The organism is Brevundimonas sp. (genome assembly GCF_035998205.1).
Taxonomy (GTDB): Bacteria; Pseudomonadota; Alphaproteobacteria; order Caulobacterales; family Caulobacteraceae; genus Brevundimonas.
In genome coordinates, this window is the sequence record NZ_DASYHT010000005.1 from 241,404 (window position 1) to 268,163 (window position 26,760).

Genomic DNA, 26,760 nt, shown 5'->3' on the forward strand with positions numbered 1-26,760 from the left:
GCGTTGCCGGTGCCCAATCAGTCGGCGCCTGAGCCGCCCAGCACCTCGTCCGTATCCGCCCCCAGCGCCGGCGGGGGGCGGTGGTAGGCGACGGGGGTGCGGGACAGGCGGATGGGGCTGGCGACGGTGCGGACCGGGGCGGCGAGGTCGGGGCGGGTCTGTTCCACCTCCAGCCCGCGGGCCCGGGCCTGGGGCTCGGCGAACACCTGATCGACCGTATTGACCGGGCCGCAGGGCACGCCGGCGGCCTCCAGCAGGGCCATCAGCCCGGCCATGTCGTGGCCGGCGGTCAGCGCCGACAGTTCGGCGGTGAGGACCGCGCGATGGGCGATGCGGTCGGCGTTGCGGGCGAAGCGCGGGTCGGTCCCCATGTCGGCCGCGCCCAGCGCCGCGCACAGCTGGCGGAACTGGCCGTCGTTGCCCACGGCGATGACCACGGCGCCATCCGTGCACGGGAAGGGCTGGTAGGGGGCGAGGTTGGGGTGGGCGTTGCCCATGCGCGTGGGGGCGACGCCGGAGACGAAGAAGTTGGTCGCCTGGTTGGCCAGCATGGCGGCCTGGACGTCGAACAGGGCGATGTCGATGTGCTGGCCTTCCCCCGTGGCCCGGGCGTGCAGCAGGGCGGCGAGGATGGCGTTCGCGGCGTACAGGCCGGTGAACAGGTCGACCACGGCGACCCCGACCTTCATCGGCTCGGCCCCGGGGGCGCCGTCCGGCTGGCCGGTGATCGACATCAGCCCGCCCATGGCCTGGATCATGTAGTCATAGCCGGCCTGGGGCGCGCGCGGGCCGTCCTGGCCGAAGCCGGTGATCGAGCAGTAGACCAGCCGCGGATTGACGGCCGACAGGCTGGCATGGTCGAGGCCGTACTTCTTCAGCCCGCCGACCTTGAAGTTCTCGACCACGACGTCGCAGTCGGCCGCCAGCCGGCGCACGGCGGCGGCGCCCTCGGGGCTGGCGATGTCGAGTTCGACCGACTTCTTGCCGCGGTTGGCGCAGAGGAAATAGGCGGCGTCGCCCGGTCCGCCGTCGGCGCGGACGGTGAAGGGCGGGCCCCACTGGCGGGTGTCGTCGCCGACGCCGGGCCGCTCGATCTTGATCACCTCGGCGCCCAGGTCGGCGAGGGTCTGGGTCGCCCACGGCCCGGCGAGGACGCGGGACAGGTCGAGCACGCGTACGCCGGCGAGAGGGCCCTGGGTCATGCGCCTCGCCTAGCGCGGCCGGACGAGCTCGGGAAGGGGCGCGCGCCGACGCCGCTTTGACATCGCCTGTCCGGCGAGTCAGCGTGCGACCGGGAGGTGGTGATGAACTCGGACGTCGAGCACGATCTCACCGGTGCGCGGCTGCTGGAGTCCATCCTCGGCAGCCCGATCGCCTCGGTGATCAGCGACCCGCGCCTGCCCGACAACCCCCTGGTGGCGGTGAACGACGCCTTCTGCGCCCTGACCGGCTATGACCGGGACGAGATCATCGGCCGCAACTGCCGCTTCCTGGCGGGGCCGGCGACCGAGCCGTGGCTGACCGACCGCATCCGCGAGGGCACCCGGGCGCACCGGCCGGTGCTGGTGGAGATCCTCAACTACAAGAAGGACGGCACACCGTTCCGCAACGCCGTGCTGGTGGCCCCGCTGTTCGATGCGGAGGGCGATCTGGAGTTCTTCGTCGGCACCCAGGTGGAGCTGATGGACGGCGATCCGGCCCCGGACTCGAACCGCCGCCACGAGGCGGTGGAGCTGGTCAAGCAGTTGTCACCGCGGCAGCGCGAGGTGCTGCAACAGATCGCCGCAGGTCTTCGCAGCAAGCAGATCTCGTATCGCCTGAATCTGAGCGAGAAGACGGTCAAGATGCACCGCTCGCTGATCCTCAGCAAACTGGGCACATCCAACGTCGCCGACGCCATCCGCGTGGCGGTGCAGGCCGGACTCTGAGCCGATACGTGCGGCGTCCGACCACGGCCTAAAGGCCGTATGGTGAACACTCGGTGACGGGTCCTTAATCCGCGCCCCGGCGACGACCGCCGCCGGGCCAAAGCTTGAGGAGCCCAGGACATGACCATTGCCAGCGAGGCCGTCTCGGGGGCGGCCGCCGCCGTCGTCGAGTCAGGCCAGGAAGCGACGCTCAGCGTCTTCCAGTACCTGCTCGTCTACAACGCCTTCTCGTTCACCTTCGCCACCATGGCGGCTGCGACCCTGTTCCTGTGGTTCGGCCGCTCGCAGGTGGCCCCGGCCTACAGGACGGCCCTGACCATCTCGGGTCTGGTGACCTTCATCGCCGCCTACCACTACTGGCGCATCTTCGAGAGCTGGGAGAACGCCTACTCCCTGCAGGACGGGGTGCTGACCGTCACCGGCTACGCCTTCAACAACGCCTATCGCTACGTCGACTGGCTGCTGACCGTGCCCCTGCTGCTGATCGAGCTGGTGCTGGTGATGCGGCTGTCGCAGAAGGAGACCACGTCCAAGGCCCTGACGCTGGGCTTCGCCGCGGCCCTGATGATCGTGCTCGGCTATCCGGGCGAGATCGCCGAGGACAACGCCACCCGCGCCCTGTGGGGCACCCTGTCGACGATCCCGTTCCTGTACATCGTCTGGCAGCTGTTCGTCGGTCTGGGCAAGTCGATCGAGAGCCAGCCGGAGAATGTGCGCGGTCTGATCAAGCAGGCGCGCCTGCTGACCTTCGCCTCCTGGGGCTTCTACCCGATCGTCTACATGATCCCGTACACCAACCTGAGCGGCGGCGCCGTCCAGACCGGGATCGAGGTCGGCTACACCATCGCCGACATCGTGGCCAAGGCGGGCCTCGGCATCCTGATCTACCTGATCGCGGTGCGGAAGTCGCAGGCCGAGTACGGCGAGCCGGCGCGGGCCTGACCCTCCCGTGCGCGCGCGGATGACGCCACCCCCCGCTTCGTCCGCCCCGGCGGCCGCCCTGGTCCTCGCGACCGGGGCGGCCTTCGCCGCGTCCGCCGCCGGCCTGCCGCTGGACGGCGGGGCGGCGACCCTGGCGGCCTGCGCCGCCATCCTGCTGTTCGGCCTGCCGCACGGGGCGCTGGACCTGCGCCTGCTGATGGCGAAGGCCCCGGTGGCGCGACTGGCCCTCTACCTCGGCCTCGCCGCCGCCATGCTGGCCCTGTGGCGGGCGGCGCCGGTGGCGGCCCTCGTCGCCTTCCTCGTCATGGCCGTGATCCATTTCGCCGAGGACTGGGCAACGCTGGACGAGCCCTTCCTCGCCCATGGCGCGGCCGCCGGGCTGCTGGCGGCCCCGGGCCTGCTGCACATGGAGACCCTGCACGGCCTGTTCACCGCCCTGACCGGCGAGGCCGGGGCGGCGGTGCTGGGCGATGTGCTGCGGCTGGGCGCGCCGGTGGGGGTGATGCTGGCGCTCGTGACCATCCTCGCCCTGATCCGCAAGGGCCAGACCGCGCTGGGCGTGGCCACGGCGGCGGCGCTGGCGGGGCTGGTGCTGCTGCCCCCGGCGGTCGGCTTCGCCCTCTATTTCGCCCTGCTGCACTCGCCGCAGCATCTGGCGGCCGAGCTGCCCGACGACGCGGCGGCGCGGCGGCGGCTGTGGTCGCGGGTGATCCTGCCGATGACCGGGCTGTCGCTGGCGATCGCGGCCGGGCTGGCGCTGCTGGAGAGCCGGCCGACGCCCGCCGCGACGGCGGTGGCGGCGACCTTCATGGTGCTGTCGATCCTGACCACGCCGCACATGCTGGCCCCGCGCCTGATCGGCTGGCTGGAGACGCCGCGCGGCCTGAAGTCGCCGGCCTGACCCCCTCGCCTGACCGACCGGCCATGAAAAACCCCCGGAGCGTCGCCGCCCCGGGGGTCTCTCAACTCAGCCGATGATCCGCGGATCAGTCGCGGCGACGACGGCCGCGGTCGCGGCCCCCGCCGTCGCCGTCCCGCTTCGGACGGCCGCCGGTGTCGTCCGACAGGGGCGGCTCGCCCCGCTCGGCGCGCTCGGCGTTGATCTTGTCGGTCAGGTCCTCGCCGGTGGCCTGGTCCACGACCTTCATCGACAGCTTGGTCTTGCCGCGGTCGTCGAGGCCGAGGAACTTGACCTTCACTTCCTGGCCTTCGGAGACGACGTCGGCCGGGTTGGCGACGCGCTCGAGGGCCATCTGCGACACGTGCACGAGGCCGTCACGCGCGCCGAAGAAGTTCACGAAGGCGCCGAAGTCGACCACCTTCACCACCTTGCCGGTGTAGATCGTGCCCACTTCCGGCTCGGCGGCGATGGAGTTGATCCAGTTCTTCGCGGCGTCGATCTTCTCCTGGTCGTTGGCGGCGATCTTGATCGTGCCGTCGTCCTGGATGTCGATCTTGGCGCCGGTCTTCTCGACGATCTCGCGGATCACCTTGCCGCCCGAGCCGATCACTTCGCGGATCTTGTCGACCGGGATCTTGATGGCCTCGATCTTCGGCGCGAACTCGCCCAGCTCGGTGCGCGGGGCGTCCATGGCCTTCGACATTTCGCCGAGGATGTGCAGGCGACCGGCGCTGGCCTGGGTCAGGGCCTTGCGCATGATCTCCTCGGTGATGCCGGGGACCTTGATGTCCATCTGCAGCGAGGTGATGCCCAGCTCGGTGCCGGCCACCTTGAAGTCCATGTCGCCGAGGTGGTCCTCGTCGCCGAGGATGTCCGACAGGATGGCGAACTCGCCCGAGGGCTCGAGGATCAGGCCCATGGCGATGCCCGAGACCGGACGGGCCAGCGGCACGCCGGCGTCCATCAGGGCCAGCGACGAACCGCACACGGTGGCCATCGACGACGAGCCGTTGGACTCGGTGATCTCCGACACCAGACGGATGGTGTAGGGGAACTCTTCCTTCGACGGCAGCATCGGACGGATGGCGCGCCAGGCCAGCTTGCCGTGGCCGATCTCGCGACGGCCCGGGCTGCCCATGCGGCCGGCTTCACCCACCGAATAGGGGGGGAAGTTGTAGTGCAGCAGGAAGCTTTCCTTGTACGTCCCTTGCAGGGCGTCGACGTACTGCTCGTCCTCGCCGGTGCCCAGCGTGGCCACGACCAGGGCCTGGGTCTCGCCGCGGGTGAACAGGGCCGAGCCGTGGGTGCGCGGCAGGACGCCGACTTCCGAGACGATCTGGCGGACCTTGTCGAGGGCGCGGCCGTCGACGCGGTGGCTGTTCTCGATGATGTCGCGACGCAGGACGTCGGCCTCGCACTCCTTGAAGGCGGTGCCGAACTTGGTGGCGTCGAAGCCGGTCGGGTTGGCCTCGGAAGCGACCAGCTTCTCGGCGGCCTTCTTCTTGGCGGCCGAGACGGCGTCACGACGGTCGTGCTTGCCGGTCAGGGCGTAGGCGGCCTTGATGTCCTCGCCGACGAGGGCCTTGATGGCGGCCACGGCGTCCGAGACGTCTTCCGGCTGGAAGTCGAACGGCTCCTTGGCGGCGTGCTCGGCCAGCTCGACGATGGCGTCGATGACCGGCTGCATGCCCTTGTGGGCGAACATCAGGGCGCCGAGCATCTTCTCTTCCGAGAGCTCCTTCGCCTCGGACTCGACCATCATCAGGGCGTCCTGGGTGCCGGCGACCACGAGGTCGAGCTCGGACTCCTCCATCTGCGCCACGGTCGGGTTCAGGACGTACTCGCCGTCGATCAGGGCGACGCGGGCGCCGCCGATCGGACCCATGAAGGGCACGCCCGACAGGGTCAGGGCGGCCGAGGCGCCGACCATGGCGACCACGTCCGGGTCGTTCTCCATGTCGTGCTGCAGCACGGTGCAGACGACCTGGACCTCGTTCTTGAAGCCCTTGACGAACAGCGGGCGGATCGGACGGTCGATCAGGCGGCTGACCAGCGTCTCCTTCTCGGAGGGGCGGCCTTCACGCTTGAAGTAGCCGCCCGGGATCTTGCCGGCGGCGAAGGTCTTTTCCTGGTAGTTGACCGTCAGCGGGAAGAAGTCCTGACCCGGCTTCGGCTGACGGGCGTAGACGACGGTGGCCAGCACCACGGTCTCGCCGTAGGTGGCGACGACGGAGCCGTCGGCCTGGCGGGCCATGCGGCCGGTCTCGAGCGTCAGCGGCCGTCCGGCCCACTCGATCGTCTTTCTCTTGATGTCGAACATGATGTCTCTCTCTCGTCCCGCGGCCGGATTGCCTGCGGGGGTGGGCGGTCAGGGGGTCTTACGTCCTTCGGTCCCGGATAGGCGGCGCGTCCGGATGACGGCCGCCGGCGTGTGAGGACCGGTTTCGGCCCCCGTGTGGTCGCGTCGTGAAAGGCCCGGACGCGGACGGGTCGATAGAGGAAAGGGCCCCCTCTCGGAGGCCCCTTCCGGAAGCTTGCGGCGCTTAGCGGCGCAGGCCCAGCTTTTCGATGAGCGCGGCGTAGCGCGGCTCGTCGGACTTCTTCAGGTGATCCAGAAGGCTCCGGCGCTGCGACACCAGCTTGAGCAGGCCGCGGCGGGAGTGGTTGTCCTTCTTGTGGGTCTTGAAGTGCTCGGTGAGGTTGGAGATGCGTTCCGACAGGATCGCGACCTGGACCTCGGCCGAACCGGTGTCGCCCTCGGAACGGGCGTTGTCGGCGATGACCTGAGCCTTGCGCTCGGCAGTGATCGACATCGTAAGTCCTTTCTTGCCCTATCGCTCGCCTCGCGGAGGCTCGCTGTTTGAGGGCGCCAGGTACTCCCTTGACGGCCCTTGGACCGGGTCAGGAGAGGTTGAAAACGCGGTCGGGTTCGAGTCGACCGGCCCGCAACTGACAGAGGGCGACCAGCGTCCCGTCCTGAAAGACCGAAACGGTTCGCGAGCCCTCCCGAAGGCGGGCCTTGAGCGTTTCGACCTGTCGGGGAAGCAGAACGATCGGCCGTCCCTGCCGAAGCGAGAGGGCGTCCTGGTCCGTCACGGCCTGGTCCGGGATGTCGTCCAGAGCGGTCGCGACGGGCAGCAAGCCCTCCGAGGCGCGGTCGCTATGCACCAGATCGGCCAGAAAATCCAGTGTCACCGCCGTATCGAGGCTGAACGGGCCCACCCGCTCGCGGCGCAAGGCCGAAACATGCCCCTCGGCCCCGAGGTCGGCGGCGAGGTCGCGGGCCAGCGAGCGGATATAGACGCCCTTGCCGGTGCGCACGGTGATCTCGACGTGATCGGGGTCGGGCGCGGCGGTCACCGCCGCCTCGTGGATCATCACCGGCCGGGCCTTGAGCTCCACGGCCTCGCCGTCGCGGGCCAGGTCATAGGCGCGGCGGCCGTCGACGCGGATGGCCGAGAAGATCGGCGGGACCTGCGCGATCCGGCCGGTGAAGGCGGTCAGGGCCCGGGCCACGGCCTCGGGCGACGGGCGCACGTCGGAGCGGGCGACAACCTCGCCCTCGGCGTCCTGGGTGGTGGTCGACACGCCCCAGCGGATGGAGAAGCGGTAGACCTTTTCCGCATCCATCATGAAGGGGACCGTCTTGGTGGCCTCGCCCAGGGCGATGGGCAGGATGCCGGTGGCGAGCGGGTCGAGCGTGCCGGCGTGGCCGGCCTTGGCGGCGTCGAACAGCCGGCGGACCTTGCTGACCGCTTCGGTCGAGCCGACCTCATAGCCCTTGTCGAGACAGACCCAGCCGTGAACCGGCTGGCCGCGACGGCGGCGGGTCATGCGAAACGCCTCCCTTCCCCTTCGAGGGGGGAAGGGTCGGGGATGGGGGTGCTCGCGCGGCGCTCGACGGCCGAGACGCGGGCGGCGGACCGCCTCTCGCGCGTCTCCGGATGGGGCGGCGGGTTCACCCCCACCCAACCCTCCCCTCTCGAGGGGGAGGGCTTCGCGTCAGTTCTCCTCATCATCCCGCTCCAGGTCGGCGCGGACGCGGGGGTCGTTGAACAGCCGGTCCATGCGGGTGGCGGCGTCGAAGCTCTCGTCGTGGCGGAAGCGCAGGTCCGGGGTGAACTTCATGTCGATGTGCCGGCCCAGCTGGCCGCGCAGGAAGCGGGCGTGCTCGTTCAGGGCGCGGACGATCTCGCCCTCGTGGCCGGCGGTAGGGGCCGCGGCGACGCCGGCGCCGAGCGGTTCGACGAAGCAGGTGGCGTGCTTGAGATCGGGGCTGAGGCGGACCTCGGTGATCGTCACCGAGACGCCCTGCAGCGCGGGATCGTGGATCTCCTCCTCGCGCAGGATCTCCACCAGGGCGTGGCGGATCAGCTCGCCCGCGCGCAGCTGGCGCTGGGACGGGCCCTGACCGGAGGGACGGGACGGTTTGCGGGAGCTCATGGCGGCGGCCTCTGTCTGGCGGACCGGCGGGCGGCGGCGGGGCCCCGACAGCGCCTCGGTCCGGCGCGCCGGGATCGGACCGGCGTTACGGCGAAGGGCGGGCGGTCTAGTCCCTGCGGGCCCGGCTGTCCAGTGCGGCGGCGGCCATGACCTGGCCGGAGAAGGCCGAGGCGGCGGGGCGGGTGGTCACCCCGGCGGCGTTCAGCACCGCCGCGGTCCAGTGGTTGCACAGGCGCAGGATGGAGAAGGTCTCGCGCCCGGCGAGGAAGCGGGCGTCGTCTCCGGCGCGGACCAGGACGGTGCGGGCGGCCCCCGCCTCCAGCGCCAGGGCGGCCTCGATGCGGGCGGCGAGGGCGGCGGCGGCCGGGGCCCCGAGGTCCAGCACCACGGTACGGCCGCCGCGCGGCGGGGCCGGCTCCGGGTCGAGCATGACGACCGAGGCGTTGCCGGGGGCGAAGAAGGCGCGGGCCCCGTCCGGCAGGCGCTGCTGGATGGGGCGCAGGTCGGGGAAGAAGCGGGCGTCGCCCCAGCCGACGCGGACCCAGTCGCCGGGGGGCAGGGCGGCGACCGCGTCGGCCAGCGGCCCGGGCCGGGCGCTCAGGGCGGCGCGGGGCACGATCAGGTCGGTGTGGAAGCCGTTGTCGACGAGGTGGACGGGGACGCTGGCAGGGCCGTCGGCCATCGGAGCCTCAGCGATCGGGGCGCCGGGCCTGGTCCAGCTCCACAGGCCGGCGACGAGGCCGAGCGCGGCGGCGGCCAGCAGGACGATCAGCCCCCGCATGGCGCTCAGGGGCCTGTCGGGCCGGGGGCCGGCAGGGCCGACCACTCGCCGCGGAAGGTCCAGCTCAGCTGCGCGCACTCGCGGAACACGCCGTCGCTCCAGCGGCCGACGGCGCGGGCGCGGGCCGGACGCGCGGCGCGCACCGGAGCGAAGGCCAGCCAGGCCTCGTCGGCGCCCGGGCACAGGGCGCGGGTCAGCGGTCGCCCCTGGCCGGTGGGGGCGATGCCATAGACCGTGCCCTCGACGGCGTCGCGGCCCAGCAGCTGGCGCACCCCGGCCGGGCCGCCGACGGTCAGGTCGGCCTGGCCGGTGCGGGCGTTGGAGTAGAGGCGGCGCAGGGTGGTGCGGCCGAACAGGCCCAGCTCGACCTCGAAGGTCAGGGGGCCGGTCAGGGCCCGGGTCAGGCGATCGGCCGGATCATAGGCGAAGAAGCGCGTCTCGGCCCGCGCCGGGGCGGCGAGGGCCAGGCAGAGGCTCAGCAGGGCGAGAGCGAGGCGCATGGGCTCCTTCGTCGCCGCGCAAGCGGGCGAAAACGGGGCGGGGGCTTCAAGGGAGCACAACGGACACCGCGCGGCCACAGCGAACACGACGGGAGCGGCGGGGCAGGCGCGACGTCGCCCCTCCACCGCTTCGCGGTCCCCCTCCCCACTGCGTGGGGAGGAAAGGCGTTCTCCTCCCCATGAAATGGGGAGGTGGATCGACGCGGAGCGTCGAGACGGAGGGGCGATCCAGCGGGCTCGACGCCGCCTCTGTCACCGCCGTCATCCTCGGGCTTGACCCGAGGATCGGGGGAGGCGGCAGGCGCTTCGGGCGGCCGGCGGTGTGCGACGGGGGGCGCGATCCTCGGGTCAAGCCCGAGGATGACGGCTCGGGTCAAGCCCGAGGATGACGGGGAGAGTGAGGTTCGGGGTGAAGTCCGCAAGGTGTCGGGAAGGGCGCAGGGGGCGGAACCGCCTCAGGCGCCCCGGCCTTCAAGCGCAGCGCGCCCACCCCCATCCCCGACCCTTCCCCCCTCGAGGGGGAAGGGAGAGGGACGTGAAGGGGGAGCCTGCGCCGCGGCGCTCAAGCAGCGAGCGACCGCGTCGCGAGCGGTAGCGCCACGCTTAAAGCGTGCGCTTGACCTCTTCGACGGTGAAGCACTCGATGTAGTCGCCTTCCTTGATGTCCTGGAAGCCCTGGAACTGCATGCCGCATTCCTGGCCCGAGGGCACCTCGTTGACCTCGTCCTTGAAGCGCTTGAGCGTGTTGAGCACGCCCAGTTCCAGCACCACCACATCGTCGCGGACGATGCGGACCCGGGCGCCCTTGCGCACCACGCCTTCGGAGACGCGGCAGCCGGCGACCTTGCCCACCTTGGTGATGTCGAACACCTGCAGGACCTTGGCGTTGCCGAGGAAGGTCTCGCGCTGGATCGGGGCGAGCATGCCCGAGAGCACGCCCTTCATGTCGTCCAGCAGATCGTAGATGATCGAGTAGTAGCGGATCTCCACGCCCTCGCGCTCGGCGAGATCGCGGGCCTGCTTCGAGGCGCGGACGTTGAAGCCGAGGATCGGCGCCCCGGCCGACTTGGCCAGGTTGACGTCGCTCTCGGTGATGCCGCCGGCGCCCTGCATGACGACGCGGGCGCGCACTTCCTCGTTGCCCATCTTCTCGAGCGAGGTGGCGATGGCTTCGCCGGACCCCTGCACGTCGGCCTTGATGACCACGGGCAGTTCGCTGACCTTCTTGCTCTGCAGCTTGGCCATCATGTCGGCCAGCGACACGGCGCCGCCCGAGGCCTGGGCCTTCTCGCGCTTCACGCGCTGGCGGTACTCGGTCAGCTCGCGGGCGCGGGCCTCGCTGTCGACCACGGCGAAGACGTCGCCGGGCGAGGGCGTCTCGTCGAGGCCGAGGATCTCCACCGGGGCGGAGGGGCCGGCCTCGGCCAGCTGGGCGTTGCGCTCGTCGAGCAGGGCGCGGACGCGGCCCCAGGCGGAGCCGGCCACGACGATGTCGCCGCGCTTCAGGGTGCCGCGCTTGACCAGCACGGTGCCGACCGGGCCGCGGCCCTTGTCGAGCTTGGCCTCGATCACCACGCCCTCGGCGGTGCGGTCGGGGTTGGCGCGCAGGTCCATGACCTCGGCCTGCAGCAGGATGGCGTCGAGCAGGCCGTCGAGGTTGGTCTTCGCCTTGGCGGAGACCTCGATGATCTGGGTGTCGCCGCCGAGGCTCTCGGCGATGACCTCGTGCTGCAGCAGCTCGTTGACGACCTTCTGCGGATTGGCGTCGGGCTTGTCGATCTTGTTGACGGCCACGATCAGCGGCGCACCGGCGGCCCGGGCGTGCTGGATGGCCTCGATCGTCTGCGGCATGACCCCGTCATCCGCCGCCACCACGAGGATGACGATGTCGGTGACATTGGCGCCGCGGGCGCGCATGGCGCTGAAGGCCGCGTGACCCGGGGTGTCGAGGAAGGTGACGCGCTGGCCGTCCTTCATCCGCACCTGGTAGGCGCCGATGTGCTGGGTGATGCCGCCGGCCTCGCCCGAGGCGGTGTCGGTGGTGCGCAGGGCGTCCAGCAGGCTGGTCTTGCCGTGGTCGACGTGGCCCATGACGGCCACGACCGGCGGACGGCTCGTGGAGGCGTCGGCGTCGTCGGCCTCGGCGAGGAAGCCCTCCTCGATGTCCGACTCCGAAACGCGCTTGACGGTCATGCCGTATTCGTCGGCGACCAGCTCGGCAGTGTCGGAATCGATCACGTCGTTGATCTTCATCATCAGGCCCTGACGCATCAGGAACTTGATGATGTCGACGCCGCGCACGGCCATCCGGTTGGCCAGTTCGCCGACCGTGATGACGTCGGGGATGACCACTTCACGCGGACGGTTGGGGGTCTCGGTCGAGCCGCCCTTGCGCTTTTCCTTCTCGCGTTCGCGGGCCCGGCGCACCGAGGCCAGGGAGCGCATCCGCTCGGCGGCGTCCTCATCCCCGCCGGCGACGGCCTGGATGGTCAGGCGGCCTTCGCGCCGCTTGGGCTCGCCGCGGGTGCGGCTGACGGCCTTGCCCGGACCGGCGTCCGAGAAGCGACGATCGCGATCGTCCTCCGGCTTGCCGACGGGACGGCCGAAGCCGGCGCGGGCGGGACGGGCCACCTCGGGCTGGGCCGGGGGCTGGTTCGGCGCCGGACGGGCGCCCGGGCCGGTGCGCGGGCCGCCGGGGCGGGCGGCGCCGGGAGCCGGACGCGGGGCCAGGGCGGAATAGCGCACGGTCTCGCCCGGACGGGTCGGACGCGGACGGTCGCCCATAGGACGGTCACCCTGCGGACGGTCACCCTGGGGGCGCTCGCTGCGCGCCGGCCCCTCAAGAGCCTGTTCGCGGGCGGAGCGGCCGCCGAAGGCCGGGCGCTCGATCGGGGCGCGGCCGGACGGCTGGCGCGGGGCGCGCTGGCCGAAGTTGACCTGGGGCCGGGCCGGGGCGGCCGGGCGGGGCGGCGCGGCCGGAGCGGGCGTCGGCGTCGGGGCAGGCGTCGGGGCAGGCGCCTCGACGGGGGCGGCGGCCTTGACGGGCTCAGCCTTCGCCGGCGCATCCTTGGCCGGTTCGGCCGCAGCGGGCTTCGCCGGAGCGGCGCCCATCTGGGCGGCCTGCTCGCGCGCGGCGGCGGCGGCGGCGCGGGCGGCGGCGGCTTCGGCCTCGGCGGCCCTGGCGGCCTCCGCGGCGCGGGCGGCCTGTTCGCGCTGGGCGGCCTCGCGGCGGGCGCGCTCCTCGGCGGCCTGGGCCTCGCGTTCAGCCTGCTGGCGCGTGGCCAGTTCGATGGCGCGACGACGGGCTTCCTGCTCCTCGGCCGACAGACCGCCGGCGGGGCGCGGGCCGGACGGACGGGCCGGGGCGGCGGGCGCGGCCTCGGGGCGCGGCCGGGCGACGTCGAAGCCCTGCGGCCGCTGGTGGCCGGCGGCCGGGGCGCCGAGACGGCGCTTGGTCTCCACCACGACCGTCTTGGACCGACCGTGGCTGAAGCTCTGGCGCACGGTGCCGGTCGGGACCGATCCGGTCTGGCGCGGCTTCAGGCTCAGCGGTGCGCGCGGACCCGTCGTCGAGGGGGTCGCGCCGCCGGCGTTCTGGCCGTCCTTGGTCTTGTCGTTCTCGTCGGTCATCCGGTCGCTTTACTGCTCCGGCGGGCCCATCCCGCCGGGTCGTCGTCAAACACAAAAAGCCGCGCGCGGCCCCGTTTCCCTTCAGGAAACAGGCCCCCGCCCGTCGGCCTCTGCCGTAGGTTCCCGGTCTTCCCGGGCGGTCGGGGCCAGGGCCCAGTCCGCAGGGACGATCGGTCGAAATCCCGCCAGCCGATGGAGCTCCACGCCCCAGCGCCCGGCACGCCCGCCCTTGAGCAGGACGGCGTGTATCGCATTTTCCAGCCCCAGGGCCAAACCCAAATCTCGCGCGTCGAAGGCGCCGCAGACCTCGGGGGGCGGGGTTTGATGCCGGGCCAGCCGCAGCAGCTTGTCGCGTCCGTCGCGGGCCCCGTCGCTGGCCTCGATCATCCAGGCCACGCGACCGCCGCGCAGCGCCTGGGCGCAACTGTCGAAGCCGGAGATAAGCACGCCCTCGCGCCGGGCAAGCCCCAACTGCTCCAGCACGCGCCGGATCAGCAGGGCCTCGACCTGGTCGGCGAGGTCGGGGGCGGGCTTCAGCGGGGCCTTCGCCGCCCGGGCGAACAGGTTCTTCGCCGCCGCTTCGGCCACGGCGGCCCGCTCGGCCGCGACCCACAGGCCACGGCCCGGCAGGCGCCGCGCCAGGTCGGGAACGACCGAACCGTCCGGGCCCGCGACGAAGCGGATCAGGCGCGCCTCTTCCATGACCTGGCGGCTGACCAGGTCCCGGCGCTCCCTATCCGCGGCCGCGAAGGCTCCCATGGACGGTCCGGTCCTCCATCACCGTTCGGACGAGGCGTCGTCGGCCCCGTCAGTGTCAGCGTCGGCTTCACCGTCGGCGGCCTCGTCCGTCGTCTCGCCGCCGCCGTCGAACAGCTGCTCGGCCTCGGACATGTAGTCCTCGCCGAAGCCTTCCTCGAACTCGGGCTCCGGCTCGGGCTGGGGCAGTTCCGAGGCGTCGATCCAGCCGGCTGCGACCCGGGCCTGAAGGATCAGCATCTCGGCGTCCTCCTGGCTCAGGTTGAAGCTTTCGAGGGCGCCCGGCACGCGCACGCGCTCGCCGTTCTTCACCTCGAAGCCGCCGCGCACCTCGTCGGTGGCCAGGTCGGCCAGGTCCTCGACGGTGCGGATCTCGCGCTCGCCCAGGGCCACGGCCATCGGCAGGGTCACGCCCGGCACCTGCAGCACGGCGTCATCGACGCCCAGTTCCTTGCGGCGCGCGTCCTGCTCGGCGGCCTGACGGTCGAGGAAGTCGCGGGCGCGGGCCTGCAGCTCCTCGGCGGTCTCCTCGTCGAAGCCCTCGATCTCGGAGATCTCGTAGGGCTCGACGAAGGCCAGGTCCTCGACCGTGGCGAAGCCTTCGGTGACCAGCAGCTGGGCGATGACCTCGTCCACGTCCAGGGCTTCCTGGAACAGGGCGGTGCGCTCGGCGAACTCGCGCTGGCGACGCTCGGAATCCTGGCTCTCGGTGATGATGTCGATCTGCCAGCCGGTCAGCTGCGAGGCGAGGCGGACGTTCTGGCCGCGGCGGCCGATGGCCAGCGACAGCTGCTCGTCCGGCACCACCACCTCGACGCGGTCGGCCTCTTCATCGAGCACCACCTTGGACACTTCCGCCGGGGCCAGGGCGTTGACGATGAAGGTGGGCTCGTCCGGGCTCCACTGGATGATGTCGATCTTCTCGCCCTGCAGCTCGGCCACGACCGCCTGCACGCGCGAGCCGCGCATGCCGACGCAGGCGCCGACCGGATCGATCGAGGAGTCGTTGGACAGCACGGCCATCTTGGCGCGCGAGCCGGCGTCGCGGGCGGCGGCGCGGATCTCGATCACGCCGTCGTAGACCTCGGGCACTTCCTGGGCGAACAGCTTGGCCATGAAGCCCGGGTGGGCGCGCGACAGCATGACCTGCGGGCCCTTGGCCTCGGGGCGCACGTCATAGATGTAGGTGCGGATGCGGTCGCCGATGTTGAAGATCTCGCGCGGGATCGACTGGTCGCGGCGCATGATGCCCTCGCCGCGGCCGAGATCGACGATGACGTTGCCGTACTCGACGCGCTTGACCGTGCCGTTGACGATCTCGCCGACGCGGTCCTTGAACTCCTCGAACTGACGCTCGCGCTCGGCCTCGCGCACCTTCCCCATGACCACCTGGCGGGCCATCTGGGTCTGCACCCGGCCGAACTCGAACGGCGGCAGATGCTCGATGTACTCCTTGCCGACGAAGGCTTCCGGGTCGCGCTTGGAGGCGTCGCGCAGACGCACCAGGGCGCTGTCGTTGAACTCCTCCAGCTCGTCTTCCGGGGTCCAGTCGTCCTCGACCACGGTGACGTGGCGGGTCAGGGCCAGCTCGCCGGTCTTCGGGTCGATGCGGGCGCGGATGTCGTGATGGGCGCCATAGCGCGACTTGGCGCCCTTCTGGATCGCCTCCTCGATCGCCTCGATGACGATTTCCTTCTCGATGTTCTTCTCGCGCGCGACGGCGTCGGCGATCTGGAGCAGCTCGAGGCGGTTGGCGGAAACGCCGGTCACGGCCATGGCGGGGTCCTCAGTCGTTGGGATCTTGTTCGGCCGGAAGGCCGTCGTCGGAAGGTTCGCCGCGTTGCGCACGCAGCTCCGCGCCCCGCTTCAGCAGGGCGTCGGTCAGGACCAGCTTGGCGTCCACCAGCCAGTCGAAGGGGATCAGGGCGGTGTCCTCCTCGCCCTCGAGGTCGATGCAGACATGGCCCTCGTCGAGCCCGGCCAGCACGCCGCGGAAACGCTTGCGGCCCTCGACCAGCCGGTCGGTCTCCAGCCGGGCCTCGAAGCCCTCGAACAGGGCGAAGTCCTCAAGCCGGGTCAGGGGCCGGTCGATGCCGGGGGAGGAGACCTCCAGCAGATATTCGCCGGCGATCGGGTCGGCGGCGTCGAACACCTCGGACACGGCGCGCGACAGCCGGGCGCACTCCTCGACCGAGATGTCGTGGTCGGCGATCCGCTCGGCCATGATCTGCAGCCGGCGGCGCTGGGTCCCGCCCATCAGGCGCAGGCGCACGACCGCGAGGCCCAGGCTTTCGGCCACGGGGTCCACGAGCTCGAGCAGCTGACGATCCTCGGCGGTTCTGGCCCGCAACGGGAAACTCCGGAAAAGACAAAGGCGGCGGGCCTGCCGGCCGCCGCCTCTCCGAGGCGCCGTCCGACGCCCCGTCGATAACGATGTGGGAGGCTCTATAGGCCAGCCGGAGCCGCCTGTCAGCCCCCCGCAGACATGGGGCGTCAGAACTCCTCCCAGCCGTCCTCGCTGACCGCCGTCTGGGGCTTGAGGGCGGCGCCGCCGTGGCCGGTGGCGCGCATCTGCGGGATGGCGGCCGGGCGGGGCGCGGGGCGCGGGGCGGCGGGGGCCGCCGCCGTCCGCGCTGCGGGGGCGGCGGTCTGACCGCTGACGTTGAAGCGGCCGACCGACTGGGCCAGGGCGTCGGCCTCGCGCGCCAGGCTGTGGCTGGCGGCGGTGGTCTGCTCGACCATGGCCGCGTTCTGCTGGGTCACCTGGTCCATCTGGTTGACCGCCGTATTGACCTCGGCGAGGCCGATGGCCTGTTCCTGGGCCGAGGCGGCGATCTCGGACACGAGGGTGTCGATCTCGGCGACGCGGTCGACGATGCGCTGCAGGGCCTCGCCGGTCTGGCCGACCAGGGTCACGCCGTTGCCGACCTGGGCGGTGGAGGTGGTGATGAGGGCCTTGATCTCCTTGGCCGCCTCGGCCGAGCGCTGGGCCAGGCCGCGCACCTCGGTGGCGACCACGGCGAAGCCGCGACCGGCCTCGCCGGCCCGGGCCGCCTCGACCCCGGCGTTGAGGGCGAGAAGGTTGGTCTGGAAGGCGATCTCGTCGATGACGCCGATGATCTGGCTGATCTCGTTGGCCGACTTCTCGATGGCGCCCATGGCGGTGACCGCGTCGCGCACGACCACGCCGGAGGACTCCGCGTCGCCGCGGGCGGCCTGGACCACGTCCGAGGCCTGACGGGCGCCGGAGGCGGTGCGGTTCACGGTGGCGGTGATCTCGTCCAGCGCCGCGGCGGTCTGCTCGAGGCTGGCCGCCTGCTGCTCGGTGCGGCGGGACAGGTCGTCCGCCGCCTGGCTGATCTCGCCGGCGCCGTTGCGGATGGTCGAGGCGTTGCTGACGACCACCGACAGGGCCTCCTCGAGCTGGCCGATGGCGGCGTTGAAGTCGGTCTTCAGCTGGGCCGCCTTGGCCGGGAAGTCGCGCTCGATACGATAGCCGAGGTTGCCGTGGGCCATGGCGCTGAGACCCTCGCCGAGGGCGGCCATGGTGGCGCGGTCGGCCTCGGCCTCGGCGGCCTTCTCCGCCTCGCGCGCGGCGCGTTCGCGTTCGGTCTCGGCGCGCTGGGCCTGGGTTTCGCCGGCCAGCCGGGCCTTTTCCACCACGGCCTCGCGGAACACCTCGACCGCCGCGGCCATGCCGCCGATCTCGTCGCGACGGCCAAGGCCGGGGATGGGCGCGGCGTGGTCGCCGTCGGCGAGGGCGCGCATGCGGCCGGCGAGGGCCGTGACCGGGCGCGCCACCGAGCGGCCGACCCACCAGCCGGCGCCGCCGACCAGCAGCGCCACCAGCAGGGCCATGCCGCCCAGGGCCAGGGCCGCCCGGCCCACAGCCGCGGCGATCTGGTCGGTATAGACGCCCGAGCCGATGACCCAGCCCCACGGCTGGAAGCCCATAACGTAGGAAATCTTCGGCGACGGCTCCTCGGCGTTCGGCTTGGGCCAGTCATAGGCGACGAAGCCGGCCCCGTCGGCGCGCACCACATCGACCATCTCCTGGAACATGAGCACGCCGTTGGCGTCCTTGCTCTGGCTGATGTCGGTGCCGTTCAGTTCGGGCTTGAACGGATGCATCAGCATGTTCGGATGCATGTCGTTGACCCAGAAATAGTCGTCGGCCCCGTAGCGCAGGGCGGCGAGGTTCTGCAGGGCGCGGGCCTTGGCTTCCTCCTCGGTCAGCCGGCCGGCCTGGGCCTCGGCGTGATAGTGCTCCACCAGACTGTGGGCGATCTCGACCGTTTCCTTGGTCGCCCGGGCGATGTCGGCGCGCATCACGGCGTCGAGACGCAGCAGCGCCAGGCCGGTGATCAGCAGCAGGCCGGCCAGGGTGATCACCGCCAGCAGGTTGATCCGGAAGCCGATCGACAGTCGGGACATGGAGGGGCCTCGCGTTCGGGAGGCCATCAGACTTAAGGAAACCGGTTAACCGCGGGTCAAGCGCCACCGTTTGTGGGGGTGGTGCGACGCCCTGTCACACCTTGCGCGTGAACTCGAGGAAGACCGGGGCGGTGTCGCCCAGGCGCTTGCTCTCGTAGCGGGTGGTGACGTGGTCAGCGGGGGCGACCTGCCAGTCGTCGGCGGCCTCGGCCTGCCAGACCAGCTCCGGCGTCGCCAGGAAGCGCTCCAGCGCCCAGTCGGCGTAGTCCTTCCAGTCCGTGACGAAGCGCAGGGTCCCGCCGGGCTTGAGCAGGCGGGCGAATTCCGCCGCCGTATCGGCCTGGACGAGGCGGCGCTTGGCGTGGCGGGCCTTGGGCCAGGGGTCGGGGAACAGGATCATGATCCGGTCGAGACAGGCGCCCGGCAGGGCGGCCATGACCTCGCGGGCGTCGCCGGCGTGCAGGCGGACGTTCTTCAGGCCGCGCTCCTCGATGTGGCGCAGGGCCGAGCCGACGCCGTTGAGGAACGGCTCGCAGCCGAGCATCAGCGCCTGTGGTCGGCGCGCCGCCTGTTCGGCCAGGTGCTCGCCGCCGCCGAAGCCGATCTCCAGCCACACCTCGGTCGCGCCGGGCATCAGGGCGGCCGGGTCGATCGGACCGGCCGCCGGATCCGGCACGGCGATGGCCGGCAGCAGGGTGTCGAACAGGGCGGCCTGGCGCGGCTTGAGGGTGCGCGAGCGGATGCGCCCGAAGCTGCGCATCGGGCCCCAGGTCGGGGGCGGGGGGGCGTCGGTCATGGCGCCCTCTAGCCCGTCACGCGGCCGGCGTCAGCCCGCCAGATGGCGGAAGGCGGCGATCACCTCGGCATAGGCGGCGCGCTTGAACGGCACCACGACCTCCAGCGCCTCGTCGAGCGTGGCCCAGCGCCAGGCGCTGAACTCGACCTCGCCGTGGGCCTCCAGGTCGATCTCGGCCTCGTCGCCGGTGAAGCGGAAGGCGAACCAGGTCTGGCGCTGGCCAAGCCAGCCGGCGCGGCCGCGCGCGGCGTCGGCGGCCAGCACCTCGGGCGGGAAGTCGTAGACGACGGGGTCGGTCGTCCGGCCCAGCGGCACGATCGAGACCACCCCGGTCTCCTCGTACAGCTCGCGCCGGGCGGCGGCCTCGAGGTCCTCGCCCGGATCGACGCCGCCCTGGGGGAACTGCCAGACGAAGGGTTCGGCGGCGTTCGCGCGCCGGCCCAGCCAGACGCGGCCGTCCGGGTGGAACAGCACCACGCCGACGTTGGGACGGTACAGGCTCAGGTCACGCTCGCTCATGGGCGCGGGGTAGCATGGGGCGGGGGCGGTGTGCAGCGGGGGCGGAGCCCCTCTCCTCCCCCGCCTGCGGGGGAGGGGGACCGCGAAGCGGTGGAGGGGGCGAGAGACGAAGCGCGACTTTCGTGAGGCCGGCGCCAGCGGTCGCCCCCTCCACCACGCTGCGCGTGGTCCCCCTCCCCCATACGCTGCGCTATGGGGGAGGAGATGTAGGTCGCGCTACCGGCCCGGGCGGCGGGTCATGGCGGAGGCCGGGGCCAGCTGGACGCCGCGGGCGTTGAGGCCGGCGGTCCAGCGGGCGGCGATCTCGACGGTGACCGGGTAGGAGAAGCCGGCGCCGAGCGCCTGGCCGCGGGTCTTGGCGGCGGCCTCCAGGGCGTTGAGCCGGCCCATGATGGCCGCCGGGGTCTGGGTCTCGTCGATCACCGTGGTGGCGGTGGCGCGGGCGAAGGCGCCCGGACGCCGGGCCAGGACACCGTCGTCGATGAAGGCCAGGCCACGCTCGCGCAGGGCCGCCATCAGGTCGGCGGCGGCCACGTCGGAGGCGGCGAAGCGGTCGCCGAGATAGTTGGTCAGGCCGAAATAGCCCTGGGCGCGGGACAGGATCCAGTTGAGCTTGGCTTCCTGCGCCTCGGGGCCCTCATGGGCCAGCAGGGTGTACGGGCCGGGGTCGTTGTCGGGATAGCCGGTCGGCTCCAGCGGAACCTCGATCAGCACCTCGTGGCCCTGGGCCCGGGCGAGGTCGATCCAGCCCTGCAGGCCCTCGGCGTGGGGTACGAAGCTGAGGGTGACCTCGGCCGGCAGGCGCTCGATGGCGGCGCGGGTGGTGGCGGCGTTGAGGCCCAGCCCGCCGACGATCAGGGCCACGCGCGGGCGGCCGTCAGGCTGGAACGGCCGGGCGTAGGCGGTGGCCGGGGTGCGGCCGTCGGCGGCGATGATCGGCAGGGGACCGTCCGGACCGGGACGGCTGAGGCCGGCGATCGGGGCCGGCGGCAGGGGGCGGGCGGGCAGCACCGGCGCGGTGACCCCGCCCCCGGCGGCGGCCTGGGTCCCGTCCGGCAGGGTGATGATGGCGGCGTCGGCGGCCATGCCCTCGGGCAGGGCCGAGGGGTCCTGGTAGAGGCCGAAGACGTCGGCGGCGAACACCTCATAGGCGGGCGGGGGCGCGGCGGGGGGCGGGGCCTCCCGGGTCAGGGCCACCCGGGCCGAGGGCGTGCCGGCGCGCGGGTCGCCCAGCACCACCAGAAACAGGGCGGCGGCCCCGAGGGCGAACAGGCCGGCGGCGCCGACGGCGACCACCGGGCGCTTGAGGAAACGCAGGACGGCGCCGGCGCCGTCCCGGGACCCTCCGGTCCTCGGGGCCTGGCCGGCGGCGGCGGCGAGCGCGGACTGGCGTTTGGCGAACATGCGGACGAACGGACGCTGCGGAGCCCCGGACGGACTCCCTCAGGCCCAGCTTCGCGCACCCCGGTTAAGAAAGCCTAACGGGGCGTTAGCCATGGCGGATACTCTGCCCCCGAACCCGACGAGACATCGCGCATGTCTCAAGAGGATCGTCACCCCCGGGCTTGTCCCGGGGGCCCATCGATCCGCCTGGCGCGATCCGTGGAGGTTGCTGGCGGAACGCGAAAGTCGTGCGGGTCTTCGCCTGAACTCACCATGGGCCCCCGGGACAAGCCCGGGGGTGACGGGTTCAGGGGGTCACGACCTCTTCCGCCGCCGCCACCTCGGTCTCGCGCGGGGTGATGACGATGCCCTCGGGGGCCGCGGCCAGCCGGGTCAGGTCGCCGCCGGCGCGCAGCACGTCGAAGGCCCGCTGCAGCTGGTAGTCGGCGCTGCTGTCGTAGCTCTCGCCCGGGGCTTCCAGCGGCGGATGGGCGCCGCGCCGTTCGGCCCCGATCGAGGCGTCCAGCGCCGTGGCGTAGGCGGCCTCGGAATAGATGAAGCTGGAGCGCGAGACGATGCGGGCCTCGGCGGCCGAACGGGCCACCTCAAGGTCCGGCTCGACGCCGATCTTCTGGATCGAGCGGCCGGACGGCGTGTAGTAGCGCGCCGTGGTGATCGACAGGGCCCCGTCCTCGCCGCCGCGCAGGGGGATGACGGTCTGCACCGAGCCCTTGCCGAAGGTGGTCAGGCCCAGCAGCGTGGCGCGCTCGTGATCCTTCAGCGCCCCGGCGACGATCTCCGAGGCCGAGGCCGAGCCGTAGTTGATCAGCACCACCAGCGGCAGGCCGCCGGTCAGGTCGCCCGGCCGGGCGGCGTAGCGCTCGATCTGGTCGGGCCGCCGGCCGCGCTGGCTGACGATCTCGCCGCGCTCGAGGAAGGCGTCGGAAACCTCGATGGCTGCGGTCAGCAGCCCGCCGCCATTGTTGCGCAGGTCGATGACGAAGCCCCGCAGGTCGGGCTTCTCCGTCTTCAGCCGCTCGATGGTCTGGCGCAGCTCGCGGCCGGTGTTCTCGTTGAAGGTGGAGATGCGCAGATAGCCGAAGTCGCCCTCCAGCCGGCCGGTCACGGCCTCGATGCGGATGACCTCGCGGGTCAGCACCACCTCGCGGGGCTCCTCGCCGTCGCGCAGGAAGGTCACCGTCACCGAGGTGCCGACGGCGCCGCGCAGGCGCTCGGACACGTCCGAGACGGTCATGCCGGCGGTGCTCAGCCCCTCGATGGCCGAGATGACGTCGCCGGCCTGGACGTCGGCGCGGGCGGCCGGGCCGCCGTCCATGGGCGAGATCACCTTGATTAGCCCGCCCTCGGCGGTGATGGTCAGGCCGACGCCGGAATACTGGCCTTCGGTGCGCTCCTGCAGCTCGCCGAAGTCGTCCGGGGCCAGATAGTTGGAGTGCGGGTCCAGCGCCGTCATCATGCCGTCCAGCGCGGCCTCGATGAGCTTCTGGTTGTCGGTCGGCACCACATAGGCCTGCTCGACGATCGACAGGACGTCGCCGAACAGCTCCAGCATGCGGAAGGTTTCGTCGCGCGGGGTCTGGCCCGCCACTACCGTGGCGCCGCCGGCGCCGATCACCAGGGCCGCGATCCCCACCGCAGCCAGCTTGCGAATGCCCGTCACCGAAAGTCCTCTTCAGGGCGCCTGACGCGCCCGCTCCGCCAATGGGCCACGGCCCGGCGCCGAAACCAAGGCCGTTCCCGCCCCCGGCGACGATATGCGCCCGCCCGGGCGGTTCAGTCCAGCCACGGGGCCGGATCGATCGGCCGCTCCTCGCGGCGCAGCTCGAAATAGACCTCCTCGCCGGCGCGGCCGAGGGTCTGGCCGCCCTCGACCCGCTGGCCCTCGCGCACCGCCGGGGCGTCGACGCCGCCGATCACGGCGCGCCAGCCGGGGCCGAGGTCGAGGATCATGACCGGGCCGAAACCGTCGATGCGGCCGATATGGGCCACGGTGGCGTTGGCGGGCGCGCGCACCTCGCCGCCCCGGCTCCAGCGCCAGCCGCCCGAGCCGTCGCCGAAGCGGGCTCCCGGCGCGCCCTCGACCGGCGGCTCCAGCCGGGTGCGGCCGGCCGGCAGGCGCTGCACCGTCGTGGCGCTCTCGCCCTCGGGCGGCGGCAGGGGGCTGGCCCCCAGCGCCCGCAGCCGCGCCTGCAGCGCCCGGGCGACGCGCTCGGCCTCAACCGCCTCGGCCTCCAGCACCGCCGCCAGCTGCAGGCGGCGGGCGCTCATGGCGTCGACCTCGGCGCGGCGGTCCAGCCGGCGGCTCTCGAGGGTGAACAGCTCGGCGCTGGACAGGGCCGCCAGCCGCCGCACCCGGGCCAGATCGGCCTGGCGGGCGCGGATCAGGGCCACGCGCCGCTCCAGCTCGGGCGCCACGGCCTTCATCAGGATGGCGGCGCGGGTGGCGTCGACCGCCTGCTCCGCCGGAATTAGCAGGGCCGGCGGCGGGTCGCGGCTCAGCCGGGCCAGGCTGGACAGGACCCGCGCCTGCCCGCCGCGCGCGGCCACCAGCTGGGCCGCCAGCCGCGCCTCGCGGGCGTTCAGCTCGGCCAGCCGGGCGCGCTGGGCGACGATGCGGGCGTCTTCCTCCTCGGCCTCGGCGCGCAGGGTCGCCATGCGGGCGCGCAGCTGCTCCAGCTCGGCCCGGGCCTGGGCCGCGTCGGCGCGCAGCCGCCGGGCGCGCACCTGGGCGTCGCGCTCCTCGCCCTGCAGCCGGGCCACTTCCGGGCGCGGCGGGTCCTGCCGGCCCGCGGCGGGGCCGGCGGCGAGCAGCAGGGCCACAGGCAGGGCTGCGAGGACGGAAGACCGGGACATCAGTCGCGATGGTAGGGTGATCCGGCCAGGATCGTCACGGCCCGATAGAGCTGTTCGGCCAGCATGGCGCGGGCCAGGGCGTGCGGCCAGGTCTGGGGCCCGAAGGCGAGGGTGGCGCGGGCGGCGGCGCGCACCTGCGGGGCATGGCCGTCGGCCCCGCCGATGGCGAACACCAGCCGGCGCTCGCCCTGGTCGCGCAGGGTCCCGATCCAGTCGGCGAAGTCGCGCGAGCGCCAGGCCTTGCCGCGCTCGTCGCAGGCGATCAGGTACGCCCCCTCCGCCGCCTCGAGCAGCAGCGCCCCCTCGGCCGCGGCCCCCGGCTTGCGCGGCTCCAGATCCAGCAGCTCCAGCGGCCCCAGCCCCAGCGGCCGGCCGGCCAGGGTGGCGCGGCGGGCGTAGTCCTCGGCCAGCTGGGCCTCGGGCCCGCGCCCGGGCTTGCCGATGGCCGCGAGAGTCAGACGCATGAGATCAGACCGATGGGATCAGGCGCATGGGGTCCGCGCCCGCCCGGATCAGTGGGTCGCGGCGCGGTGGCCGCCGGACTCGACCGACCAGATCTTCTCGATGTTGTAGAAGGCGCGCACCTCGGGCCGGAACAGGTGGACGATCACGTCCCCGGCGTCGATCAGCACCCAGTCGCAGTGCGGCAGGCCCTCGACCCGCGCCTTGCCCAGACCCAGGTCCTTGAGGGTGCGCAGCAGGTGGTCGGCGATGGCGCCCACATGGCGGTGCGAGCGGCCCGAGGCGATGATCATGGCGTCGGCCATGGCGCTCTTGCCGCGCAGGTCGATCAGGACGATGTCCTGGGCCTTGTCGTCGTCCAGCTTCGCCAGCAGGGCGTCCTCGACCGGGGTGGCGCCGGTCGGCAGCGGGGCGGGGTCGGCGGCAGGCGAGCGGTCGAAGTCGTCGTCGAAGGTCGCGTCGGACGCGGGCGGGGGGGTCAGCGGAACACTCCAGGAAACCGTCTATGGCCTGTCCCTGTAGCAGATCAGGGCCCCGCCGTCACGCGGGCCGCGCCGGCGGCAGTGGTCCCTTTTGATTTTGAGGATTGACGATAAGGGCGAGTTGGCCCCTCTGACCGTAGGTCAGAGGCGACCCCGCCAGAAGTTCCGCTCGTGGAAGCAGTCGCGGCACAGGGTGAAATTGCCGGGGGTGGCCTGCTCGCCATAGACCCTCGCCTCATCGAGCGTCTTGAACGGCAACCAGATTCCACTGGTGCCCATGTAGCCCTTCACCCCCGCCCCTTGGTTGCACCAGCGACAGTCGGGGTGGTGCGCCTTGGACGCCTTCTGCTGGAGTGAATGATAGAGCCAGATCAGGTTGGGATCATCGATCTCGATCTCGGGGATGTCGAAGTTCAGAAGGACGGGGTCAATCTCGTCGAGAGCGTCAGAGAACTCTTCACGATAGATTTCCGCCGCCCGTATCAAGTCGGGCGCCTGCCAAAGCCGCTGATCGACACCGGCCGCCATCGCGGGAGTCTGTTTCCTGCGTTCCTGGACGTATGCGTAATTGTAGCCCCACGCCCACAGTGAAAATTGGTCGCAGTGCTGAGCGAAGCGCTTCGATCCTGCCTTGGACTCCTTATGGACCCGCATGTTCCTGGCCCGCGCAGAACTGTTAACGGCCTCGTTCATCTGGGTGTTGAAACCGTCAGGGTCGCGAAGCGTGCCCTGGACGATTTCTCTACGGATACCCCCGAACATGCGCTTCTTCAGTGTGCGTCCGTCTTTCGTCTCGTAGGTCGATTCCTTGATGAACTTTCCGTAGTTGTAGGGGTAGCCGTCATCCTTGATCACCGAGCCGTAGCTGCCGTGACCATCCGTGATCAGTTCCGGCACATGCACGTATGATCCGTCGGGGTTGCGGGCTAGGCGTGCATCGAAATCTTGGATGAATCGTCGTGTGTCTTCGACCCCATTGGACGGCGCGACCATGTGCGAAACGATGAAACCGGTATCGCTTTCGACCGCCAGGAAGTGCAGAAACCGACCGGCAAGGACGACGGGACTTTTGATGTCGGCGGCGTTGTGCGCCTTGGCGAGGACGTAGCTGTAGAACTCGTCCATCTGGAAATATCGCAAGGTGAGTGCGGTCTGCTGCATCAGCAGGTGGCGAGCGGTTCGACCGAGCCAACGGGCATGTCTAGCCACCGTCTTTCGGTCGATGTCTTCGTCTTCGGCAATCGTTCGTTGAGGTCGCCCGCGCATCAACGCGCGGGCGAGACGCTCTTGCCGATCCTTCGTAAGAAAGTTCGCCACTTCGGCGCTCCCTGGCACGGGGAGCCTCAGTAGCAACCAATCACAGATATTGCAACATAATATCGGAACAAGCCGATATGTCATGAATGTTGACATAGACGGCATTCGATGTCAGGAATCTTGACATAATGGCGTTTGACTTCTCTCGATAATTCGATAGAGTCCGCTTATCATTATATCGGCGGAGTCCGACATATGGATCAAGATGCAGCCATTACGGCGTTCGGTGCGTTGGCCACTCCTTCCCGCGTGGACATTCTTCGCCTCCTAGCCACTCAAGCCCCGCCCGAGGGTCTCAAGTCGGGCGAGATCGCACGTCGGCTAAATGTTCAGCAGAACACGCTTTCAACCCAACTGATGATGCTCTCCCATGCGCGGCTGGTGCTCCATCGTCGAGAAGGCCGCTCGATCTTCTACCGGCTGGATAGAGAAAACCTGCGCGCGCTGGCGGACTTCATCCTGGTGGATTGTGGTGGCGGAAGCGTCGAGGCCAAGCGGAAACGAGCCGCTTAACACGCGCGGAAACCATAGGCATGACGCCGAGCGGGCCACCCGGAAACTGCTTGCTGGTCCGAGTCGTAATGAATCCACCGGGTCGACAGCGTAGTTCTC

The 26,760-nt window shown here is 71.5% G+C and carries 24 protein-coding genes; 4 read left to right on the forward strand and 20 right to left on the reverse strand.

The window, feature by feature from the left end:
* Positions 1–17: 17 nt before the first annotated feature.
* Complete coding sequence (locus VGN74_RS08470) at positions 18–1,202, reverse strand: CaiB/BaiF CoA-transferase family protein (protein ID WP_327447097.1); 1,185 nt, start codon at positions 1,200–1,202, stop codon at positions 18–20.
* Between the two features lie 102 nt (positions 1,203–1,304).
* Here VGN74_RS08470 and VGN74_RS08475 point away from each other — a divergent pair, with 102 nt between their 5' ends.
* The 3 genes from VGN74_RS08475 (at position 1,305) to VGN74_RS08485 (ending at position 3,771) form a co-directional block, all read left to right on the forward strand.
* The gene (locus VGN74_RS08475) at positions 1,305–1,928 is read left to right on the forward strand and encodes a LuxR C-terminal-related transcriptional regulator (RefSeq protein WP_327447099.1); all 624 of its coding nucleotides are present in this window, start codon (positions 1,305–1,307) and stop codon (positions 1,926–1,928) included.
* Positions 1,929–2,048: 120 nt separating this feature from the next.
* The gene (locus tag VGN74_RS08480) at positions 2,049–2,870 is read left to right on the forward strand and encodes a bacteriorhodopsin-like (protein WP_327447101.1); all 822 of its coding nucleotides are present in this window, start codon (positions 2,049–2,051) and stop codon (positions 2,868–2,870) included.
* A gap of 19 nt (positions 2,871–2,889) precedes the next feature.
* Complete coding sequence (locus VGN74_RS08485) at positions 2,890–3,771, forward strand: beta-carotene 15,15'-dioxygenase, Brp/Blh family (protein ID WP_327447103.1); 882 nt, start codon at positions 2,890–2,892, stop codon at positions 3,769–3,771.
* An 85-nt stretch (positions 3,772–3,856) separates the two neighbouring features.
* Here VGN74_RS08485 and pnp read toward each other — a convergent pair whose 3' ends face one another.
* The 19 genes from pnp to VGN74_RS08580 all read right to left on the reverse strand — a co-directional run bounded on the left by pnp (position 3,857) and on the right by VGN74_RS08580 (position 26,148).
* A complete protein-coding gene (pnp, locus tag VGN74_RS08490; RefSeq protein ID WP_327447105.1) occupies positions 3,857–6,091 on the reverse strand; it encodes a polyribonucleotide nucleotidyltransferase in 2,235 nt (744 codons plus the stop codon).
* Positions 6,092–6,314: 223 nt separating this feature from the next.
* Positions 6,315–6,584 (reverse strand): 30S ribosomal protein S15, encoded by a 270-nt coding sequence (gene rpsO / locus VGN74_RS08495; RefSeq protein ID WP_327447107.1) that lies wholly within the window; start codon positions 6,582–6,584, stop codon positions 6,315–6,317.
* Between the two features lie 88 nt (positions 6,585–6,672).
* Complete coding sequence (gene truB / locus VGN74_RS08500; RefSeq protein ID WP_327447109.1) at positions 6,673–7,605, reverse strand: tRNA pseudouridine(55) synthase TruB; 933 nt, start codon at positions 7,603–7,605, stop codon at positions 6,673–6,675.
* A gap of 168 nt (positions 7,606–7,773) precedes the next feature.
* Positions 7,774–8,214 (reverse strand): 30S ribosome-binding factor RbfA, encoded by a 441-nt coding sequence (rbfA, locus tag VGN74_RS08505; RefSeq protein ID WP_327447111.1) that lies wholly within the window; start codon positions 8,212–8,214, stop codon positions 7,774–7,776.
* 106 nt (positions 8,215–8,320) lie between these two features.
* Positions 8,321–8,995: a DUF2459 domain-containing protein gene (locus tag VGN74_RS08510; protein WP_327447113.1), complete on the reverse strand. Its 675-nt coding sequence runs from the start codon at positions 8,993–8,995 to the stop codon at positions 8,321–8,323.
* Between the two features lie 5 nt (positions 8,996–9,000).
* Complete coding sequence (locus VGN74_RS08515; RefSeq protein WP_327447115.1) at positions 9,001–9,495, reverse strand: hypothetical protein; 495 nt, start codon at positions 9,493–9,495, stop codon at positions 9,001–9,003.
* A 603-nt stretch (positions 9,496–10,098) separates the two neighbouring features.
* Complete coding sequence (gene infB, locus VGN74_RS08520; RefSeq protein ID WP_327447117.1) at positions 10,099–13,125, reverse strand: translation initiation factor IF-2; 3,027 nt, start codon at positions 13,123–13,125, stop codon at positions 10,099–10,101.
* An 81-nt stretch (positions 13,126–13,206) separates the two neighbouring features.
* The gene (locus VGN74_RS08525) at positions 13,207–13,884 is read right to left on the reverse strand and encodes an RNA-binding protein (protein ID WP_327447119.1); all 678 of its coding nucleotides are present in this window, start codon (positions 13,882–13,884) and stop codon (positions 13,207–13,209) included.
* A gap of 18 nt (positions 13,885–13,902) precedes the next feature.
* Positions 13,903–15,657: a transcription termination factor NusA gene (gene nusA, locus VGN74_RS08530; protein ID WP_327447121.1), complete on the reverse strand. Its 1,755-nt coding sequence runs from the start codon at positions 15,655–15,657 to the stop codon at positions 13,903–13,905.
* Positions 15,658–15,667: 10 nt separating this feature from the next.
* Positions 15,668–16,231, reverse strand: coding sequence for a ribosome maturation factor RimP (rimP, locus tag VGN74_RS08535; protein ID WP_327447123.1), 564 nt, complete (start codon positions 16,229–16,231; stop codon positions 15,668–15,670).
* Between the two features lie 143 nt (positions 16,232–16,374).
* On the reverse strand, positions 16,375–18,315 hold the full coding sequence (locus VGN74_RS08540) for a methyl-accepting chemotaxis protein (protein ID WP_327447125.1): 1,941 nt from the start codon (positions 18,313–18,315) through the stop codon (positions 16,375–16,377).
* 94 nt (positions 18,316–18,409) lie between these two features.
* Positions 18,410–19,111: a tRNA (guanosine(46)-N7)-methyltransferase TrmB gene (gene trmB / locus VGN74_RS08545; RefSeq protein WP_327447127.1), complete on the reverse strand. Its 702-nt coding sequence runs from the start codon at positions 19,109–19,111 to the stop codon at positions 18,410–18,412.
* Positions 19,112–19,141: 30 nt separating this feature from the next.
* Positions 19,142–19,630: an RNA pyrophosphohydrolase gene (locus VGN74_RS08550; RefSeq protein ID WP_327447130.1), complete on the reverse strand. Its 489-nt coding sequence runs from the start codon at positions 19,628–19,630 to the stop codon at positions 19,142–19,144.
* 216 nt (positions 19,631–19,846) lie between these two features.
* A complete protein-coding gene (locus tag VGN74_RS08555; RefSeq protein ID WP_327447132.1) occupies positions 19,847–21,034 on the reverse strand; it encodes a divergent polysaccharide deacetylase family protein in 1,188 nt (395 codons plus the stop codon).
* A gap of 286 nt (positions 21,035–21,320) precedes the next feature.
* A complete protein-coding gene (locus VGN74_RS08560) occupies positions 21,321–22,694 on the reverse strand; it encodes a S41 family peptidase (protein WP_327447134.1) in 1,374 nt (457 codons plus the stop codon).
* A gap of 113 nt (positions 22,695–22,807) precedes the next feature.
* Positions 22,808–23,887: a murein hydrolase activator EnvC family protein gene (locus tag VGN74_RS08565; protein WP_327447136.1), complete on the reverse strand. Its 1,080-nt coding sequence runs from the start codon at positions 23,885–23,887 to the stop codon at positions 22,808–22,810.
* Positions 23,887–24,351: a 23S rRNA (pseudouridine(1915)-N(3))-methyltransferase RlmH gene (gene rlmH / locus VGN74_RS08570; RefSeq protein WP_327447138.1), complete on the reverse strand. Its 465-nt coding sequence runs from the start codon at positions 24,349–24,351 to the stop codon at positions 23,887–23,889. The genes VGN74_RS08565 and rlmH overlap by 1 nt, the downstream gene beginning before the upstream one ends.
* Positions 24,352–24,399: 48 nt before the next feature.
* Complete coding sequence (rsfS, locus tag VGN74_RS08575) at positions 24,400–24,831, reverse strand: ribosome silencing factor (protein ID WP_414643538.1); 432 nt, start codon at positions 24,829–24,831, stop codon at positions 24,400–24,402.
* A gap of 141 nt (positions 24,832–24,972) precedes the next feature.
* Positions 24,973–26,148 (reverse strand): hypothetical protein, encoded by a 1,176-nt coding sequence (locus VGN74_RS08580; protein WP_327447140.1) that lies wholly within the window; start codon positions 26,146–26,148, stop codon positions 24,973–24,975.
* A 195-nt stretch (positions 26,149–26,343) separates the two neighbouring features.
* On the opposite strand from VGN74_RS08580, the gene VGN74_RS08585 reads away from it, so the two are divergent.
* Complete coding sequence (locus VGN74_RS08585; protein ID WP_327447142.1) at positions 26,344–26,661, forward strand: metalloregulator ArsR/SmtB family transcription factor; 318 nt, start codon at positions 26,344–26,346, stop codon at positions 26,659–26,661.
* The last annotated feature ends 99 nt before the right edge of the window (positions 26,662–26,760 follow it).